This is a genomic window from Anaerostipes stercorihominis (assembly GCF_057535655.1).
Genome location: NZ_BAAJCL010000045.1, coordinates 1 through 355, shown reverse-complemented (window position 1 = coordinate 355; position 355 = coordinate 1). Strand labels below are relative to the sequence as shown.

General features: G+C 38.6%; 1 protein-coding gene. It reads right to left on the bottom strand.

The features are described 5' to 3' along the window. Positions 1 to 355: DDE-type integrase/transposase/recombinase (locus tag AC27EF_RS13645; RefSeq protein ID WP_487111305.1), on the bottom strand; the 355-nt coding region annotated here is incomplete at both ends.

Genomic DNA, 355 nt, shown 5'->3' with positions numbered 1-355 from the left:
AAACCGATGAATCCATTCTCTTTTCAAGAGTGCATGGAAGGATTCGATGCAAGCATTATCCCATGGATATGCTTTCTTCGAATAACTACGAATCATTCCTTTCGTTGCTTTTTGAAAGGCTTCCGATACATACTGACATCCCCTGTCACAGTGAAAAATCAACGGTTTCTCAACATTTCTTACATGTTTTGCTTTTTCAATACATTCTACTACATGGGATGCCCCCAGTGTTTCACTCAATACCCAGGAAATGATTTTTCTCGAATACAAATCCATCACACTGGTAAGATATACAAAGCCTTCAAATGTCCAAATATAAGTGATATCTGAACACCAGACAGCATCTGGATGAGTG